We start from the raw sequence: 17,070 nt of genomic DNA on the forward strand, positions 1-17,070 counted from the left end.
AACCGCATCCGCTCTTCCACGGTACAGGTCTCCTTCCACCCCATCGGCAAGGTCCTCCTTGCCGACCAGTTGACCTGTTACCCATGTCGCCGGTCTATTCTGTTACCCATGTAGCCGGTCAGGACCGTTGCGCCCTCTCCCCTTGTGGGAGAGGGCAGCTCAGCCATTGGCCACAAGGAAGGGTCGGCGATCACGCCACCGCGCCGCTTGCGCGCAGCTTGCTGATCGCGGCCTCGTCATAGCCCGCCTGCCGCAGGATCTCGTCGGAGTGCTCGCCGACTTCCGGCGGCTTGCGCGGCTGCACCTTTTTCTCTCCGTCGATGAAGATCGGGCTGTTGACGGTCAGCATGGTGTCGTTCTCGAACCGCACCAGCACCTCGTTCTCGATCATCTGCTTGTCATCAGGGATGTCGTCGAGGATGCCGACCACGCCGAACACGAGGCCATTGCCGTCGAGGATCTTGCGCCACTCGGCGAGGTCTCTGGTTACGAAGATTTCGTCGAGGATCTTGATCAGTTCCACCGAGCGCGCATGGCGGCCGGCCTTGGTGGCGAAACGCTCGTCGGTGACGAGGTCCTCGCGGCCGAGGCAGCGCGCCAGCGTCGGCCATTGCCGCTCCTCGTTGAGCAGCGACAGGATGATCCAGCGCCCGTCCTTGCACTTGTAGTGGTTGGTCACCGCGTTCAGCGCCTCTTCGCGCGGCTTGCGCTTGGAGAATTTCGCGCCGCAAAGCTTTGCCTGTGCCAGCACGCTGTTGGCCCAGACGCCATTCGCCATCAGGTTGGTCGAGACATGCGAGCCCTTGCCGGTGCGCTCGCGCTTGAACAGCGCGGTGACGATCGCGCCGTAGAACGCCATCGCGCAGGGGTGGTCGCCCATGCCGGCAACAGAGCGCGCGGGCGTGGTGTCCTCGTCGGCGCGCACCAAATCCATCAGTCCGGAACGCGCCCAATAGGCGTTGCTGTCGAAGCCCGGCTTGTTGGCTTCCTCGCCTTTTTCGCCGTAGCCGGTGAAGGAGGCGTAGATCAGGCGGTCGTTGAGATGGGCGAGATGGTCATAAGTGATGCCGAGCTTGGCGCGCACCTGCGGCGGCATGTTGGTGATGAAGACGTCGGCCTCGGCGACGAGCTTGTACAGCACCGCCTGCGCCTCTGGCTTGGTGAGGTCGAGCGCCAGGCTCTTCTTGTTGCGCGCCTCCAGGAGCCAGGCGAAATTGTGCTCGGTATGGGGATAGCCGGGCAGGTTCGGCAGGTTGCGGTAGGGATCGCCGGCCCCGGGTGGCTCGATCTTGATCACATCGGCCCCGAAGTCGGACAGCACGGTCGCGGCCGCCGGCGCCGCAATGAAGCTCGCGCAGTCCAGAACCTTCAAGCCTTCAAAGATACCTTTTTCCATCGTGCCGTCGCTCCCGTGACGTTTGTTGCTGTTGTTCGTGAGGCGGAATTACCGCTGCCGATGATCCCGAGGAAGCGACATTTGACCCATGTAGGGTGGGGGATGCAACGGGTTCGCGACGACCGCGGTGCCGTAGGGTGGGCAAAGCGTTAGCGTGCCCACCTTTGGTCGGCACGCTGCGCTTTGCCCACACTACGAAACTGGCTAGTCCCCGCCCGCGAGCAGCGCCGCATTGCCACCGGCGGCGGCCGTGTTGACGGTCACTGTCTGCTCGGTCGCAAACCGCGCCAAATAATGCGGGCCGCCGGCCTTGGGACCGGTGCCGGAGAGGCCGCAACCGCCGAACGGCTGCACGCCGACGACGGCGCCGATCATGTTGCGGTTGACGTAGATGTTACCGACCGAAAGGCGCTCGACGATATCCTCGACGGCGTCGTCGATGCGCGAGTGGATGCCGAGCGTCAGTCCGTAGCCCGTCGCCTCGATCGCGCGCAGCACGTCACCAAGATTTTCCGCGCGGTAGCGCACCACGTGCAGGATCGGGCCGAACACCTCCTTGGTGAGCTGGCTTGCGCTCGCCAGTTCGAAGATGTGCGGCGCGACGAAATTGCCCTCCGGCGCAGTGCCGGCGAAATGCACGCGCGCCTCCCGCTTCATCCCTGCGATGTGCGCATCGAGCCGCTGTTTTGCTTCCGCATCGATCACCGGTCCGACGTGGGTTGAGGGATCGGTGGGATCGCCGAGTTTCAATTCGCGCGCGGCGCCGGCGATCATCTCGATTGTGCGGTCGGCGACGTCGTCCTGGACGAACAGCAGCCGCAGCGCCGAACAGCGCTGTCCGGCGGAGCGGAACGCCGAGGTCACGACGTCGTCGGCAACCTGCTCGGGGAGCGCGGTGGCATCGACGATCATCGCATTGATGCCGCCGGTCTCCGCGATCAGCGGCACGATCGGGCCATCCTTGGCGGCCAGCGTGCGGTTGATCGAACGCGCGACTTCGGTCGAGCCGGTGAAGACGACGCCTGCGATGTCCGGATGCGCCACCAGTGCCGCGCCGATCCGGCCGTCGCCCTGCACGAGCTGCAGGGCAGAAGCAGGCACGCCCGCCTCGTGCAGTAGCGCTACCGCCTCAGACGCGATCAACGGCGTCTGCTCGGCCGGCTTTGCCACCACCGAATTGCCCGCAATCAATGCGGCCGTCACCTGCCCTAGGAAGATCGCCAATGGAAAATTCCACGGCGAGATCGCGACGAAGACGCCGCGGCCGCGCAAGACGAGCACGTTGCTCTCACCGGTCGGTCCCGGCATCGCCTCGCCGTCGCCGAACAGCTTGCGACCCTGCGCGGCGTAGTAGCGGCAGAAATCGGTAGCCTCCCGCACCTCGGAGAGCGCGTCATCCAGCGTCTTGCCGCCTTCGCGCTGCAGCAGCGCGATGAAATGCGCGGCGCGTTGCTGCAGGAGCTCCGCGGCGCGTTCGAGGATTTTCGCGCGCGTCTCGGCCGGCGTCCGGCTCCAGCGGGCAAAACCGCCGCGCGCCGCGGCGACCGCAGCATTCGCTTTTTCCGCAGTCGATTCGACGATACGTCCAGCCGGCACTGTTTCGGTGCCGATCGCCGATAACAGGCGATTCAGTGCGGCGCGTTCGCCGAACTCGATGCCGCGCGAATTCTGCCGCTCCGGCCGATAGAGATCCTGCGGCGGCGGGATGTTCGGATGCCGCGCATGCTCTGCCGTGCCGATGATGTCGGCCGGCCGGCGCAGCAATGTCTTTACGGGCACCGCCTCATCGGCCGCGAGCGCGACGAAGGACGAATTGGCGCCGTTCTCGAGCAAGCGCCGCACCAGATAGGCGAGCAGGTCGCGATGGCTGCCGACCGGCGCATAGGTGCGGAAGGCGATGTCGGAACGGTCCATGGCAAGCTGCGCATAAAGCGCTTCGCCCATGCCATGCAGGCGCTGGAATTCGAAGCTGCTGCCGTCGCCGGCGAGTTCCAAGATGGTCGCGACGGTGAGCGCGTTGTGGGTCGCGAATTGCGGAAACAGACGCGGCCGCAACGCCAACAGTTTCTTTGCGCAGGCGATGTAGTTCAAATCGGTCAACGTCTTGCGGGTGAACACCGGATAGTCGTCGAGCCCGCGCTCCTGCGCGCGCTTGATCTCGGTGTCCCAATAGGCGCCCTTGACCAGCCGCACCATCATCCGGCGGTTCGCGCTTCGCGCGAGCTGGTCGACATAGTCGATCACCTCACCGGCGCGCTTTTGATAGGCCTGGATCGCGAGGCCGAAGCCGTCCCAGCCGGCAAGCGCATCGTCGGCAAACGCCGCGGCGATCACGTCGAGCGACAATTCCAGCCGGTCGGCTTCCTCGGCATCGACGGTGAAGTTCAGGTTGAAGGCCTTGGCCTGCCGCGCAAGTTCGACCAGCCGCGGCACCAGCTCGCGCATCACGCGACCGTGGCTCACCGCCTCGAAGCGCGGATGCAGGGCGGAGAGTTTGACGGAAATGCCGGGCCGGTCGGGCAGGGCACGGTTGTCCGCCGCGCGCCCGATCGCCTCGATCGCGCGCGCATAGGAGTTGAAGTAGCGTTCGGCATCCTCGGCGGTGCGCGCACCTTCGCCGAGCATGTCGAAGGAATAGCGCGGCCTCTCAGCCGACTGCGAATTCGCCCGCGACAGCGCTGCCTCGATGGTCTCGCCGAGCACGAAGTGGCTGCCCATCAGCCGCATCGCCTGCCGCGTGGCGGCGCGCACCGCCGGCGCGCCGAGCCGTTTTGTCAGTCGTCCGATCGTACCCTGCGGGGTCTCGCCGGGCTGAATCACCCGCGCGGACATGCCGAGCGCCCAGGCCGAGGCATTGACCAGGAACGCGCTCGATTTGGTCTCGTGACGGACGAAATCGCCCTGAGCCAGCTTGTCCTCGATGAACAGGTCGGCGGTGCGCGCATCGGGCACGCGCAGCAGGGCTTCCGCCAGCACCATCAGCGCCAGGCCCTCCTTCGTTGAGAGCGCGAATTCGCGCAGCATGTCCTCGATGCCGCCGAGCGGATCGTCATTGGTGCGGATCGCCTCGATCAGCCGCGTCGCGGTGGCGTCGATCCGTGCTTCCTGCTCCGCGCCAAGCCGCGCATCCAGCAGCAGCCGCGCCGCGATCGCGACATCGTCCGGCGCATAGGCCGCGCTGAAAGGTGGAAGAGAAGCGTATTCGACCGGCATGGCGTTTTCCTCAGACCCACCAAGACGTTACTTCCATCCGAACCGTATTTCGATAGACAAATTCGTACATATGGCTTAGAAAATCAGGAAATATAGGCGCTATGGCTGATATATGCCGGAACTTGATAAAATAGACCGCAAAATCCTCGAAATTCTGCAGGACGACGGCCGAATCGCCAATGTCGAGCTGGCAGAGCGCATTGGCCTGTCCCCGACCTCGGTCGGCGAGCGGCTGAAACGGCTGCAGCGCGAGGGATTTGTCGAGGGGTTCGGTGCCCGCCTCAATCCGCACCGGCTCGGCCTCGGGCTGCTCGTGTTCGTCGAGGTGATGCTCGACAAGACCACGCCCGATGTCTTCGAAAAGTTCGCCCACGCCGTGCGGGCCGCGCCGGAAGTCCTGGAGTGCCACATGGTGGCCGGCGGCTTCGATTATCTGGTCAAGGCGCGCGTCGCCGACATGACCGCCTATCGCCGCTTCCTCGGCGAGAGCCTGCTCGCGCTCCCCGGCGTGAAGGAGACGCGCACTTACGCCGTGATGGAAGAGGTCAAGCGCGACGCGCCGCTGCCGGTCTCCTAGGGCCTCCGTGTTGAAAGTCGCAATCGCGGACTGATATTGTCTGATCTGGTCAATCGCATTCGGATCGATCGTCACCCGCCATGCCGTTCTATCGTCACGAGGAAAACGACCTCGACTCCGCGGATGGCGTCGGTTTCTCTCCGGAGGACGTGCCACGCGCCGTCGCCGTTTTCGGCGGCTACATGGTCACGAAGGGCATGGAGCTCGCCATGCACGAGCATCGGAAGGCCCAGCTTGTCCTGACCTTGCGGGGCGTCGTCAGGTGCGAAGCCGACCAAGGTGTCTGGATCGTGCCGCCGCGCTGTGCGGTGTGGATTCCCGGCAATCTTCCCCACAGCGTGTCCCTCGCCGGAAATGTCGAGGTATATTGCCTGTTCGTCGAACCGGATGCGGCGCCGGCGCTGCCCAGGCGATGCTGCACGCTGTCGATCTCGCCCTTGCTGGAGCGTTTGCTGCTGCACGTTGCCCAGATGCCGGTCCTGTACGATGTCGATGGCGCCGACGGCCGGATCGCCACTGTGCTGCTCAACCAACTGTCGCTGGCGCCCGTCGAGAAGCTGAACTTTCCGATGCCGGTCGATGCCAGGCTGCGTAGGATCGCCGCCGCGATGATGGCCGACCCTTCCGACCGCGCGACGATCGACGACTGGGGCCGGCGCATGGCCGTCGCCCCGCGGACCTTGACCCGCGCCCTGAAACGCGAGACCGGCATGAGCTTCGGCCGCAGCTCCACATCCTCATTGCGCTGCAGCGTCTCGCCGAAGGGGCGTCAGTCCAGACTGTGGCGCTCGATCTCGGCTATGAGGGCGCGAGCGCCTTCGTCACCATGTTCCGCAAGGCCCTGGGCAAGCCGCCCGCCCGGTATCTGGCGGACCGCCGGATTGCCGCATGATCTCTGTCCGGCTTCGGACAAATCCCCTCGCTGGTATTGACCAGAAATCGCAATATTTTGTCCCGTTTGCGGAATGCGGTCAGGTCGGCAATTTCCTATCCTGGCTCTGACGCTAACACGCTGGCGCGCCGGCGGGCGCATTCCAGAGCATGATCCGGAAAAGTGGAAACCGGTTTTCCCTCGCGACAAACGCGAAGCGTTTGCGCGGAGATCATGCTCAAACAAAGAGAGAAGAGCCCGGAACATGGATTCACTCAGCAGCGGCCCGGTCGCGGAGGTTCTCCAATGTCTTCATCAGGAAGCGGAAGCCGCCGACGCGCCTCTGATGCAGGCTTACATGAGCGAGACGACCAATGGCGAGGCGATCAGCCAGTTCATCGAAGCTGAGACCAAGGATCTGACGGGACTCTATCACGGCCTCGCTGGCAATTTCCTGAATGTCTCCCCGGAATTCGGGCGGTTTCTCTACATGTGCGCCCGTAGCTGCAAGGCCAAGCGCATCGTGGAGTTCGGCTCTTCAATGGGGGTTTCCGCCATCTACATGGCGGCGGCGTTGCGCGACATGGGCGGCGGCCGCCTGATCGGAACCGATCTCGAGCCCAGCAAGGTCGAGCGGGCGCAAGCGAACGTCGCCGCTGCCGGGCTGGCCGACCTGGTCGAGTTTCGGGTCGGCGATGCGCGGGAAACCCTCAGACCCGGCGTCGGCGGCGACATCGACATGCTGATGCTCGACGGCGCCTTCACCCTCTATCTTCCCATTCTCAAGCTGGTGGAGCCCCATCTGAAGCCCGGCGCGATGATCATGGGCGAGAACGCCTTCGAGGAAGGCTTCGGCTATATCGACTACGTGCGCGATCCGCAGAACGGCTATCTCTCACTGCCGCTGTCGTTCGATCCGGGGCGCGGCAACGAAGTCACCGTCAAGACGAAGTGATCCGCGCGGCAGCGACGTCGAAATTTCGGTGCAAGGAGCCAACCTTTGACCCAACCCGCCCACGGGCCGGAAAATTCTGCGCCGCCGCTCGCCCCGCCGGGTCGAGTCACGCGGATGTTGCTGCGATGGCTGATGCGTCCTGCGCGCGTTGCCGCAGTCGAGACGCTCTCGCCGCACTTTCGGCTGGTCGACCTCGAAAGCGAAGCGCTCAGGAACGTCGCCTGGACGGCTGGCCAAAAGGTCCAGGTCTCGATGGGCTCGGGCCTTAGCGCGCGGACCTACACGCCGATGTCGTGGCACGCCGACAGCGGCAGGACACGAATGCTCACCTTCGCGCATGGCGACGGTCCCGGCAGCCGATGGGCAAGCGGCCTGCGCGAAGGCGACGCCTGCCAATTCTTCGGTCCGCGCCGCTCGCTCGATCTATCCGGTCTCGAATCGCCGGTGGTCCTGTTCGGCGATGAAACCTCGTTCGGCCTGGCGGCGGCACTGCGCGACAGCCTGCAGCTTGACGGTGCAATCCATGTGTTCGAGGCCTCGGATGTCGCGGAGTCGCGGCCGGTGCTGGAGGCGATCGGCCTCGGCCAAGCAACGTTGATGGAGCGCACCGCCGACGACGCCCATCTTGCCGCGGCCGAAGCCGAAATGTTGCGCCTTGCCGCAAGCGGCGCGCATTTCATTCTTACAGGCAAGGCATCGTCGATCCAGCGCGTAAGCCGCGCCTTGAAAGCAGCCGGCGTCGCATCATCGCGGGTGAAGACCAAGGCCTATTGGGCGCAGGGCAAGATCGGGTTGGACTAAAGCATGATCCGGAAAAGTGGGGGGGGGGGCGGTTTCCCCTCGCGACAAACGCGAAGCGTTTGCGCGGAGATCATGTTCAAATTGACATGCTAAAATTTGGAAGGTCTGCCACGCGCGATGTGATCCACAGGCTCTTATCCGGCATATTGGCAGGATCGAGAGGCCACGCTAATCCTCAAACCCCTCCTGGAGCTCTGGTCCTGATGGAATCAGAACCCAAGCTCTGGATTCTTGTTTTGTTGCGTTTTCTTCAAGCGAACCGGTATCCACTTCGCTCGAAAACGCTTCTGGGGTGCAGGTTTCATGAGCGACACCGATCGATCGATGCAGCACGGCCCACGCTCAACGCTCGCGGGCTTCTGCGCGGGCCTGCTGGCGCTCTTTGCATATCCTGCGGCTTCCGCCGAGATTAGCGCGGCGGTCGAGGCGCTCTACACGTCGGTGTCGATCTATCCGCCCTCGGCGAACGCAATGACGGTCTGCTACGGCTTCGTCTGCCGCCGCCGCGAGATCCTGGATTTCAGCGCCGCCGACCGCGCCGCGCTGACGCAGATCATGAATGCGGGCAGCGCCTCCGCGGCGGCCGAGCGTGCTGCGGTGCAAAAAGCGGTGACGTGGTTCGACCGTCGCATGGGTCCGATCATCGGCACCGACAAGCGGGTGGCGAAAGCCGATTTCCGCTATTTCGACGACAAGCACAATTACGATTGCTGGGACACCACCCGCAACACCACGAGCCTGCTGCTGGTCCTGCAGCAATGGAATCTATTGAAGCACCACATCGTTGGCGATCCGCATTACCGCGGCAACACGCTGGTGCTGCAGACGCCGCACAACACCGCGGTGCTGGTCGAGCGCGCCACCAAGGTGGAATGGGCCGTCGATCTCTGGCCACGCGGCTATCTGCAGCCGCCGGATGTCATGCCCGTCGCCAAATGGGTGACGGAGGACTGAAAGTGGCCGACGCGCGGATGCGCGCGCTCAGCTCCTTGTGAACGTTTCCCTCTGTTGCAATTTGTTTGGACGTCACTCCCGGACGCATCCCCGAGAGTGCGACCTTCGTCGATGATGCTAGACTTTCAAATTCTCCGCCGATGTCCGGCCGCGGTTGGCGATCTCGTCGTACTCGACCGACTGCCCTTCATTGAGCGTCGTAAGGCCGGCCTTCTGAACCGCTGAGATATGAACGAATATGTCCTTGCCACCCGATGCGGGTTGAATGAACCCGTAGCCCTTGGTCGGGTTGAACCATTTTACAGTACCTTTAGCCATTCACGTCGTCTCCGGCGGAAAATCAAATAATAAAACGAACGGGCCGGTCCCCGCACACCCCGGCATGTTCGCAAGGCGCAGGATAACGCAGATTGCGTCGCGCTTGGTAGCGCAAAGCTCACGCGTGATTTTGGCGGAAACACGCCGTTTCGCGGCGCTTTTGCGCCGTTTTGCCTATTTCCCATTCATTCCCGTGGAAAAGATCGGCCAATCGCGGCAAGTCTCGGGCATCTGTCACGGCCGGAGCTTGGTAAGTCAGCGCTCACGATCAGCGCACGCCGACGTTGACGATGCGGCAGCGATCGCCGAACGGTGCGACTAACAGACGATAATCAGGCCGCAACGACCTGATCGCCGTTGACCAGCGCGGACAGTGTGTGCGTGTCGTCGACGGTGCGCACGGTCATCGGCTCGTTGCGGCCGCGGATCGCGACTTCCTGTTCGGGAAGCGCATCGGCGGTGAGGCCCGCGGTGATGCGCACCTCCTCGGAGAAGATGGCTTCGCAGCCAAGCGTCTTGGTCATGTCCTGCAATCGCGCCGCGACATTGACGGCGTCGCCGAGCGCGGTGAACACCATGTGGTCGCGATAGCCGATGTCGCCGACGATCACCTCGCCGCCATGGATGCCGATGCCGAAGCGGATCGGCTCGGGCAGGTCATGGCTCAGGAACTGGTTCAATTCGTCGATGTTCTTGCCGATCTGTGCCGCCGCGCGCAGCGCCTGCCGGCAGGCCTGTTGCCGGCTGCTCGCGAGGCCAAACAGCGCCAGCATGCCGTCGCCGACGAACTGGTTGGGCTGGCCGCCGCTCTCGATCACCGCCTGCGACACCGCGCTGAGGAAGCGGTTGACGATGAAGACGGTGTCGAACGGCAGCCGCGTCTCCGCAAGCTGCGTCGAGCCGCGCATGTCGACGAACAGGCTGACGAGATAGCGCTCTTGCCCGATCCGCGTCGGGTTCGACGCATGCGCAGTGGCCGACATCGTGTGCGGCGTGAAGAGTTGGAAGAAGGAGAGGTCGGTGGTCGGCTTGAGCTGGCAGGCGAGTCGGATCGAGGGATCGGTCGATCCGACGCGGCTGAGCACGAAGGCCTCGCGCGGCGAAGGTTCGGGCAGCATGCTGCAGTCGCCGATGATGCGGATGCGGCAGGTCGAGCAGCGCGCGCGGCCGCCGCAGACGGAGGCATGCGGCACGTTGTGGCGCAGGCTCGCCTCCAGCACGCTCAATCCCTTGGGCACCCGGACGATGCGGCCATTGCCGTAGGACAGGCTGATCATGCCGCCGCGCCGCTCGAGGATGGCGCGTCCGCCGCGCGCGAGCAGCACCAGGCCAAGCAGGCCGACATAGCCGATCGTCATGCCGCTGGTGATGCGGTCGAGCATATCAGCCTGCTCCAGCGTGCCGACATGTTGCGCGGACAGGTTGTCGTGCCGCCACGCGGGATCGATGCTGTCGGCGATCACGGTGCGTCCGCCCTGGTAGACGCCAAGCAGCGCCAGCGTCGGGATCAGCACGGCGGCCGCCAGCAGAAACGGCGCCGCGCGCTTGAAGAAGCGGCGCATCCTCAGCCAGAAATAAAGCCCGATGCAGCCGTGTACCCAGGCGATGACGAGCACCGCGAGCATCGGCAACAGCCTCTGTCTCGCGCCGATGAAGAATATATAGAGTTCCTGCGGATAGAGCTTCTCGTGCCCGTACAGCGTCTGGCCGAGGCGCACGCCGACGATATGGGCGATGATCAGGAAAGGAATGCTCAAGCCCAACAGCAGTTGAAGCGGCTCGATCGCCTTCCAGCCGAACTGTCGGCGCTGATACAGCGCCCAGATGCCGAGCCCGGAATGCACGAGGCATGCGCCGTAGAAAATGAAGGCAACGGGCGGGAATTGCCAGAAGGCGGTGTGCCAGTTGACGCCCCAGGCCAGCGCGTCCAGCGAGATATTGCCGAGCGCGTGATTGAGGAAATGGCTGACCAGATAGGCGAACAGAATAGTGCCGCAGGCGAGCCGAACCTGCCGCAAGCCGATGCCGCGGAAAAATTCTCGTAATTGCTGGCGCGCAGAGGAGGCCATGTGATCCGTAGCTACTATCGTCAAATCTAATGCCTTATTCCCTGCCGAACACTGTCGCCGTCCTGGCCTCGTACGCCGTCCTGGCCCCGTGCCGCTCCATTATAGCCAAATCGTATAATGCTTCCGAATTCTCAAATCCGCCGCTCCCTCGTGGAAGAGGCCGCATTTCACGCCCGCCACGCCCAGGTTTGCGCACCAGTCCATGGCCGGCCTGCCGGAACGCCCGCCTATCATTCTTTTCCCGCGACACGTTGACACCCCGCTGGGAGTCTAGGAAAAGCGCGGCCGTGACGAAGATCCCGCTCAAAGCCGGCCGCGCAACGCCGGACGACTATCCTTCCGCGCCATCATGGCCCGTCGTGATCGCCTTGATCGCGGCGATGACGGTTCTGCGCCTGATCTATGCGGCCGTGCTCGACCTGCGCACGGACGAGGCCTATTACTGGACCTGGTCGAAGGAGAACGTGCTGTCGTTCCTCGATCATCCCCCCATGATCGCCTGGTTCGTCCGCTTCGGCACCGCGATCTTCGGCGACACCAATCTCGGCGCGCGCTTCGCCGGCATTCTGGCGCTGTTGGCGACCCAACTCCTGCTCGCGGACATCGTCCGCCGCGTCACCCATGATTTCAGGGCGATCGTGCTGGCGCTGCTGTTGCCCGAGGCCGCGCTCTATTACGGTCTCTTGATGGCGAAGGTCGCGCCGGACATCGCGATGATTCCGTTTGCGGTCGCGATGTTGTGGTCGCTGGTACGGCTCACCGAAAGCGGCGACGGGCGCTGGTGGCTCGCCGCCGGCCTGTTCGGTGGGCTCGCGCTGCTGTCGAAATTCACCGCGATCATGCTGGTGCCGGCAGTCGTGGCGTTCATTCTGGTGCCGTCCTGGCGGTGGCGCTGGCTCTCCAGCCCCTATCCTTATCTTGCGATCGTGGTCGCGATCCTCGTGTTCTCGCCGGTGCTGATTTGGAATTCCCAGCATGATTGGGCTTCGTTCCGCTTCCAGGCGGTGCGCGCCACCGCCGACCATCCGTTCTCGCTCCGCACCTTGGGTGAGTTTTTCGCGCTGCAACTCGGCCTGGTCGGATTCGTGGTGTTGCCGGTGGTGCTGTCGGGCGTGACGCTCACCGCATGGCGTGGCTACCGCACCCGCGAGCCGGTGGCGATCCTGCTCTCGACCGCGGTGATCGTGCCGTTCTTCTATTTCCTGTGGAAGTCGCTGACGCTTCGGGTCGGCGACACCTGGCCGATGTTCCTGTGGCCCGCCGGCTTTGCCGCCACCGCCATCAACATCGCGATGCTGCCGCGCGAAGGTTTTCCGAAATGGATGATCCGCGCGACCATCTCCTGGGCGCGGATCGCTGTGATCTCCGGTATCGCCTTTGTCGTCTGCGTGTTCGTCTATTATGTCGCAACGCCCTTCAATCTCATCGGCCGCACCGATCCGATCGGCGGCGAAGCCGGCTACCGAGAACTCGCCGCGCGCGTCGAAGATCAATTGCAGAAGCAAGGCGCGACATGGATTGCGACCACTGACTACCGCACCTATGCGATGCTGCGCTGGTTCTTCAATGGCCGCGTGCCCGTGGTCCAGCTCAACGAGCGCGGCCGCTTCCAGGGCTTTCGCGATCCCGGCATGGACCGCATCAGGGATCACGCCGGCATCTATGTCGTGCGCGAGCTCGACAGCCAGATGCCATTCTTGGATTCGGCGGGCGCCGCGCGCCAGCCGCTCGAACGCGTCGAGCGCGTCTGGCGCGGCATGGTGATGGACAGCTTTTCGCTGGAAAAGCTCACCGGCTACACCCCAGAACTCTCGCCGCCACCGGATTCGCCGCTATTCCGCTGGCGCATGCTGGCGATGCTGATTTCACCTTCTCCCCTTGTGGGAGAAGGTGATACACATGGCCGGAGCAGCCCTCTCCCACAAGGGGCGAGGGCGCATCAACTCGCGCCTCGCTCATCACGATCCTGATCGCGTCCTCCGGCAACGACCGCTGCAATGCCTTAGCCTCATCCCCCGGCGCTCGCATTCCACACGTCGCGCTCCTCGTCGGTGGTTAGGATCACCGGCATGGCCTTGGGGTGGATCGGCTCGACCACGGCATTAGGCGCGGTTATCAGGAAGCCGTTGACCAGATGCGGCCCCGAATTGACGCTCGGAGCCTTCGATAGATATTAAGGGTCGATAAATTGGATGTGCCTCGGAGCGCCCTTAAACTCTTGCCGCTTCAAGATGAACCCAGCCGTGAGCCATATCCCGACCGCTACAAGTATCGAGGGCCAGCCAAGGGACTTGTCGATGGTGTAGGCGACCATGAAGCCTGCGAACCCTGAGGTCGCAGATACCAAGAGCCAAAGCACCCGAACCATCTTACGTTCTAGCCACGCTACGCGTTCGTTGAGTTCGTCGAGTTTGTCTTGTGTCATTTTGTCCCCATAGATGGCATTTGGATGCTTGGCCCAGTTCCATTGCCGCGCGGAACGCGCCGTCTCTTTCGGCGACGTCGTACGCGCCTAGAAGCGTCCGGTGCGCGAAATAATATCGTCCAGCAACGCAAATAGAGGTGCGGGCCACACGACCCCCTGTTTAGCCGCGTCGTTCGCTCGGTCCCGAACATATTGAGCGCTAATCGGGCCATCTGACCTTTGTTCATTGTAGAGTGTAGACATTGTCGCAAGCAATTTCCGAACGCGCCGCCGCGCCATGGCTTGGGCATACCACCAGAAAGGCAGGCCGAACGTGCTTATTGACGCAAACGCCAAGAACAGGAACCCGCATACCCCCGCAATCCATTCCGCGGTGCTCACTCCGATCCATCGGCTCGAACTTGCCCAAAGTGCGAGCGCTGCAATTCCGCCGAAGAGAACGCCATTGACGAGTTGGCCCTTCAAATATTGGAGCAATGCGTGGCGTTGCTTCAATGGAGACCTCGCCGGAAACAGCCCGAATGTTTCTTCGTTGAGCATCTCGTCGCCAAAAGCGTAGAGTTCCATTGCAATTAGAGCGCGGACAAGAAAACGGTCCAGAGCTTGGCAACGATACGGGAGTGCCAAGTAGTCGCCGATCACACATTCAAGCTGTGAGCGATCGATATAAGGGACCTGCTTTGCTCGTATTTTGTCGAGCGGATTTGCGTTGCCGTCCCAGAAATTTGGCGACGAGCTATCCGAGCCATAGCGGACGAAAGCAAACCGCAACGATCTGACGATCTCTAGAGCAGCATTCAAAACATTCTCTTCAAAATCACGCGGATCAGCCTCTTTCGGCAGTGCGTAATCTGAGGCGGCTTTAGCCATCCTCTTCAGGAGAAACCCATAAAGACCAGGTTTCTCCGCGCAATCGTCACCGAATTGTGCCCCCAGCTCGTAAGTTACGGCCTCACCGCAAATGTTCTCGAACTGCCATCTTCGAGTTGCGTCGTCTAATATCCCGCCGAGGGCATCGGCGCTTTTCCTGTAATCACCTGCGTCCATCGAAATACTAGCCCCCAGCGGACACTCTACATACAATTGGCTGTCGCTACAACCAAGCCGTGCAGCCGCCGGTGAAAGCGCCGCTGCGGTCTAGGCGACCAGTGACCGCGCAGCCGACCTATCTGCACATAAACCCTTCCGCGCGCCCAGCAAAAACATCAGCGGTGTCTTTTACGAAGCCCGGCCAGCTTCACGCTGACCGGGCTGCCAAATCGGAAAACTTTTCCGATCTTCGCTCGATTAGGCAACGAGCCGAAGCTGATCCGGTTCGACGGCCTTCGGTGCAGGCTTGCCGATGATCCGCCGTAGCTCCGCCGCGACGCCGTCGAGCACCGCGCGATTCACTTTCATCCGCTTGCTATGACTTACTCGCGGCGTGATCGCGGGCGCGATCGACGTCCAGAGAATTCTCAATCCCTCGCGGGTCGGAACGCCGCAGATGTGGAAATGTCCGCTTTCGAGATTGGGCGTTGAACCGTGGCGCGCCTCCGCGCTCGGCTAGAGGCGCGAGCCGTCTTAATTCGGGACACTATTCTGGCTTGGCGGGCTCGGCACAGTTATCCGCAAGCCACCTACCTAATGCGCGGCCCTCATGGCGCGGCAAAAGAAATGAAACCCACCCAAGGCCGAGATGTCGCAGGCGCATTACAACTCCATCGACTTCTGCATGTGGAGATTGCACGGTGCGCCAAGCCGGATCGACAATCAGAAGTTCCTGCGCGCCGCCGCTTTGGTCAGGCTCTGGACGAACCTGCTGGTTTAGTGCAGCGCGAAATTGTCCGAGCCCGGCAATTACGGCATCCATTTCATCCGCACTTAGTGCCGACTCCCCGACGACCTTGCCATCGTTCAGCAATTGCAGCTTGACGTGGTTTCTGTCGTCAGCGAGCGTCAAAGTTAGGTTTTGTACAGTCACCGGTCTTGGTCCCTTTTTCTCGCCGCTCAAGTCGAGCTTCGCCCTCGTTCTGAACGCTGTTGCAGTGTTTAGGACCGAGAACGACAGGTTGTTGGCCCGTTTTGCAATCGCAGCAGCCGGTTGACCATCGTCATCACGGAGGATGGCAATGCTCTCAGGTAGTCCATCCGGGACATCCTCGCCGAAGAAAATGTCAACCGGCTTCCCAAGCAAATCGGAAGCCTTGGCGCGAAATTCGTTGGGCGCACCATCAATTCGAACTGTTCTGTAGCCGCGCTCTTCACGGACCAAAACTAATCCGCCCGGTGTTTGGCGGCGGTAGATGACCATGCCCTCAAGGTCTGAAAGCTCCGTCACGGACAAGCCGTAACCCCCGGCTTCCGCAGTCCCGTGAGGGACAACTGCGCCTGGCAGAACCTTGTCCAAGATTGGATCAGAAACTGCGTGCGCGTACCCACACATGTAGGCGCCTTCGGGAATGAGGACGTAGGGCACTGCCCATCCTCCAACATCACGTTCCGTTCGTTGTAGAAACATCCGGAGCATCGAAACTGTGGCGGTGGACATGACGTCCGGAAGCTCGCTCGGCGCTCTGCTGCCAAACATGAAATGCTCGAAAGACTTTGGAACCGGGTCGATTTCAGTCGCGTGGCGAATGTGTTGAAATTGTTCGAACGCGCTCTTCTCGCCTATGTATGTTGCGGGCGCCTCCTGAGCGCTACCGTTGGATATCTTGAAAAGCCGCGCAGTGCCCTCTTCCAAGAACATATAAAGGAAATCGATCTCCGGATTTTCGGCTTGTGCCTCACACAAGACGCTGATTGTACTCTGGCCGCTTGGCATGGCCGCAGCTTGTTCTATCAGCTCGGCGCCATTGTGCGCGTCGCCTGAAAAGGCAACAAGTGACCGCCGATCCTTCGCCGGAAGGCACTTTATTTGATATTCTCGATCTCGCAGTTGGATGGTGCCGCCCGTTATCAGGGTGTCCGATACAATCCACCCCTTTCCGGCGGTCACGCCTGCTACAATGAGTGTCACCTATCGTGTCCCCATGGAAAGCATTCTAAAGACACAACCATCCCTACGCTTTTTCGCCAGAACGTCCATCAGGTCCGCGCGACCTGCTCCGGCTTTCTGGTGACGTGCTCGGGGGCTTCTTCGCGATCCACGCGACATCAAGGCCGATGTCGGAGATGCGCGTCGGGCTCCTATCCCGGCTCAAACGCAACAAGCCAATGACCAAGGGATCGGGCCGCTTTTTGCGGATGGCCCGTCCCGGAAAATACAGTATCGGTTTACAGTATCGCCCGGAGGCCGAAAGCGGAAAGAACCTATCTTCTCAATGCCTTCGGCCATTTCCCCCTTTTTCCCTTGTGGGGGAAGGTGGCGCGCATGCAATGCGCGCCGGATGAGCGACTATCTGGATTGTCAAGTTGCATTGGCGTAAGCGGCACGCGCCTCGCGTGCTTTGGCGTTGAGGCGGACCAGGAGCTTACGGGCGAGCGCAATGCGAATGACCATTTTTTCC

At 62.4% G+C, this 17,070-nt stretch carries 12 protein-coding genes and 2 pseudogenes; 6 read left to right on the forward strand and 8 right to left on the reverse strand.

Features of this window, described 5'->3' with window-relative positions:
* Window positions 1-190 precede the first annotated feature (190 nt).
* Window positions 191-1,396 carry a CaiB/BaiF CoA transferase family protein gene (locus tag ACZYOF_RS35585; RefSeq protein ID WP_463718680.1) on the reverse strand — a complete coding sequence of 402 codons (1,206 nt, stop codon included), beginning with the start codon at window positions 1,394-1,396 and terminating at the stop codon, window positions 191-193.
* A gap of 204 nt (window positions 1,397-1,600) precedes the next feature.
* Window positions 1,601-4,609, reverse strand: coding sequence for a bifunctional proline dehydrogenase/L-glutamate gamma-semialdehyde dehydrogenase PutA (gene putA / locus ACZYOF_RS35590; protein ID WP_463718681.1), 3,009 nt, complete (start codon window positions 4,607-4,609; stop codon window positions 1,601-1,603).
* A gap of 112 nt (window positions 4,610-4,721) precedes the next feature.
* Between putA and ACZYOF_RS35595 the strand changes: the two genes are divergently transcribed.
* From ACZYOF_RS35595 to ACZYOF_RS35615, 5 genes are all read left to right on the forward strand, one after another.
* A complete protein-coding gene (locus ACZYOF_RS35595; RefSeq protein WP_130583583.1) occupies window positions 4,722-5,186 on the forward strand; it encodes an Lrp/AsnC ligand binding domain-containing protein in 465 nt (154 codons plus the stop codon).
* Window positions 5,187-5,266: 80 nt separating this feature from the next.
* Window positions 5,267-6,118 carry an AraC family ligand binding domain-containing protein gene (locus tag ACZYOF_RS35600; RefSeq protein ID WP_463718682.1) on the forward strand — a complete coding sequence of 284 codons (852 nt, stop codon included), beginning with the start codon at window positions 5,267-5,269 and terminating at the stop codon, window positions 6,116-6,118.
* A 204-nt stretch (window positions 6,119-6,322) separates the two neighbouring features.
* Window positions 6,323-7,012 carry an O-methyltransferase gene (locus ACZYOF_RS35605; RefSeq protein WP_463718683.1) on the forward strand — a complete coding sequence of 230 codons (690 nt, stop codon included), beginning with the start codon at window positions 6,323-6,325 and terminating at the stop codon, window positions 7,010-7,012.
* A 132-nt stretch (window positions 7,013-7,144) separates the two neighbouring features.
* A complete protein-coding gene (locus tag ACZYOF_RS35610; RefSeq protein WP_463718684.1) occupies window positions 7,145-7,813 on the forward strand; it encodes a siderophore-interacting protein in 669 nt (222 codons plus the stop codon).
* A gap of 324 nt (window positions 7,814-8,137) precedes the next feature.
* Window positions 8,138-8,767: a hypothetical protein gene (locus ACZYOF_RS35615; RefSeq protein ID WP_463718687.1), complete on the forward strand. Its 630-nt coding sequence runs from the start codon at window positions 8,138-8,140 to the stop codon at window positions 8,765-8,767.
* Between the two features lie 117 nt (window positions 8,768-8,884).
* Here ACZYOF_RS35615 and ACZYOF_RS35620 read toward each other — a convergent pair whose 3' ends face one another.
* Together ACZYOF_RS35620 and ACZYOF_RS35625 are read right to left on the reverse strand one after the other, a co-directional pair.
* The gene (locus ACZYOF_RS35620; RefSeq protein WP_130583670.1) at window positions 8,885-9,085 is read right to left on the reverse strand and encodes a cold-shock protein; all 201 of its coding nucleotides are present in this window, start codon (window positions 9,083-9,085) and stop codon (window positions 8,885-8,887) included.
* Between the two features lie 332 nt (window positions 9,086-9,417).
* Window positions 9,418-11,154, reverse strand: coding sequence for an adenylate/guanylate cyclase domain-containing protein (locus ACZYOF_RS35625; protein ID WP_463718685.1), 1,737 nt, complete (start codon window positions 11,152-11,154; stop codon window positions 9,418-9,420).
* A 380-nt stretch (window positions 11,155-11,534) separates the two neighbouring features.
* Between ACZYOF_RS35625 and ACZYOF_RS35630 the strand changes: the two genes are divergently transcribed.
* A complete protein-coding gene (locus ACZYOF_RS35630) occupies window positions 11,535-13,124 on the forward strand; it encodes a glycosyltransferase family 39 protein (protein WP_463718688.1) in 1,590 nt (529 codons plus the stop codon).
* Here the strand turns inward: ACZYOF_RS35630 and ACZYOF_RS35635 are convergent.
* The 4 genes and pseudogenes from ACZYOF_RS35635 to ACZYOF_RS35650 all read right to left on the reverse strand — a co-directional run.
* Window positions 13,114-13,297, reverse strand: a pseudogene (locus ACZYOF_RS35635) (SOS response-associated peptidase); the annotation flags it as partial. The gene ACZYOF_RS35630 and the pseudogene ACZYOF_RS35635 sit on opposite strands and share 11 nt — an antisense overlap.
* Before the next feature lie 369 nt (window positions 13,298-13,666).
* Window positions 13,667-14,626: a hypothetical protein gene (locus ACZYOF_RS35640; protein WP_282532488.1), complete on the reverse strand. Its 960-nt coding sequence runs from the start codon at window positions 14,624-14,626 to the stop codon at window positions 13,667-13,669.
* Between the two features lie 529 nt (window positions 14,627-15,155).
* A complete protein-coding gene (locus ACZYOF_RS35645; RefSeq protein ID WP_463718686.1) occupies window positions 15,156-16,580 on the reverse strand; it encodes a hypothetical protein in 1,425 nt (474 codons plus the stop codon).
* A 390-nt stretch (window positions 16,581-16,970) separates the two neighbouring features.
* Window positions 16,971-17,070 (reverse strand): annotated as a pseudogene (locus ACZYOF_RS35650) (IS110 family transposase); the annotation flags it as partial.

This window comes from Bradyrhizobium sp. LeoA1Lang, from assembly GCF_055413685.1.